Origin of the sequence: Dietzia sp. B19, assembly GCF_014145155.1 — a bacterium.
Classification (GTDB): domain Bacteria; phylum Actinomycetota; class Actinomycetes; order Mycobacteriales; family Mycobacteriaceae; genus Dietzia; species Dietzia natronolimnaea.
Genome location: NZ_JAALED010000455.1, coordinates 5,997 through 7,521 on the forward strand (window position 1 = coordinate 5,997; position 1,525 = coordinate 7,521).

The 1,525-nt window shown below is 72.1% G+C and carries 3 protein-coding genes; 1 reads left to right on the plus strand and 2 read right to left on the minus strand.

Going from position 1 to position 1,525, the window contains the following annotated elements:
- On the minus strand, nucleotides 1–711 hold a 711-nt coding region (locus G6020_RS17165), incomplete at its 3' end, for an amidase (RefSeq protein ID WP_241732701.1).
- Nucleotides 708–1,007, minus strand: coding sequence for an Asp-tRNA(Asn)/Glu-tRNA(Gln) amidotransferase subunit GatC (gene gatC, locus G6020_RS12790; RefSeq protein ID WP_182610883.1), 300 nt, complete (start codon nucleotides 1,005–1,007; stop codon nucleotides 708–710). The genes gatC and G6020_RS17165, both read right to left, overlap by 4 nt.
- A 78-nt stretch (nucleotides 1,008–1,085) precedes the next feature.
- Here gatC and G6020_RS12795 point away from each other — a divergent pair.
- Nucleotides 1,086–1,525, plus strand: a 440-nt coding sequence (locus tag G6020_RS12795) for an amino acid-binding protein (RefSeq protein ID WP_182610884.1), incomplete at its 3' end; no start/stop codon positions are given.

Genomic DNA, 1,525 nt, shown 5'->3' on the forward strand with positions numbered 1-1,525 from the left:
GCGGGGGTCGTGCCCGGCGATCACCTGGTGCAGGAGCGCGGTGTCCTCGACCGTGCGACCACACGGCCCGCCCTGGTCGAGCGACGAGGCACAGGCCACGAGGCCGTACCGGGACACGGTGCCGTAGGTGGGCTTGACGCCCACCGTGGCGGTGAGGGCGGCCGGCTGGCGGATGGACCCGCCGGTGTCGGTGCCGATGGCGATCGGGGCCTGGTGGGACGCCAGGGCGGCGGCCGAGCCACCGCCGGACCCGCCCGGGGTGCGGCTGGGGTCCCACGGGTTGCGGGTGGGGCCGTACGCCGAGTTCTCGGTGGACGACCCCATGGCGAACTCGTCCATGTTCGTCTTGCCCAGGATCGGGATCCCCGCCTCCCGCAGCCTCGCGGTGACCGTGGCGTCGTACGGGGAGCGGTAGCCCTCGAGCATCCTCGACCCGCACGTGGTGGGTGCGTCGGTGGTGGTGAACACGTCCTTGAGGGCGACAGGGACCCCCGCCAGCGGTCCGAGCTCCTCACCGGCTGCGAGACGGGCGTCGACGGTACGCGCGGCGTCGAGCGCCTCGTCGGCTCCCACGTGCAGGAAGGCGTTGATCTCTCCGTCGACCTCCGAGATCCGGTCGAGGTGTGCCCGGGTGACCTCCTCCGAGGACACCTCCCGCGCGGCGATCCGGCCGGCCAGCTCGGCCGCGGAGGCGGTGGTGAGTGAACTCATGCCTCCTCCCCCAGGATCTGCGGGACCTCGAAGCGCTGCTGGTCCGCGGCCGGGGCCTGGTCGAGCGCCTGCTCCGGGGTCAGACCGGGGGTGACCACGTCGTCGCGGTACACGTTGGAGATCGCGGTGGGATGGCTCATCGCCGGGACGTCGTCCGCTGCGACCTCGGACACGGCCTGCACGTGGTCGAGGATGTCGGTGAGCTGTCTCGCGAACGAATCCAGCTCGGGGTCGCTCAGTTCCAGGCGGGAGAGCCTGGCCAGATGCGCGACGTCCCCGCGTGAGATCGAGGTCACGTGTGTAGTCCCTTCGGCGTGGCGTGTCGGTACCGGCCCAGCCTAGTCAGGCCGTCAGAGTGCGGCACAATGGGCGCCATGTCATATCTGCTCCGCGTCCTGCTCCCCGATCGACCGGGCAGCCTCGGCTCCCTCGCGGTCGCCCTGGGAACCGCCGGCGCGGACATCATCAGCCTCGACGTGGTGGACCGGTTCGACGGGGTGGCCGTCGACGACATCGTGGTGAACGTCCCCAACGGGACCTTCCCCGACACCCTGATCACCGCGGCCGAGCAACTCGACGGGGTCATGGTGGATTCCCTGCGGCCGTTCGGCGGGATCCTCGACGCGCACCGCGAGCTCGAGCTCATCGACGCGGTGGCAGGGGCGGGGGCCGGCGCTGACCAGATGCTCGCCGACGAGTTGCCCGCGGCGCTGCGCCTCGGGTGGGCGCTCGTGGTGGAGGAGACGACCGATGGATGCCGGCTGGTCGCTCGCGGCGCCGCCGCACCGTTGTGGGACGGGGGCCGGGTCGAGGC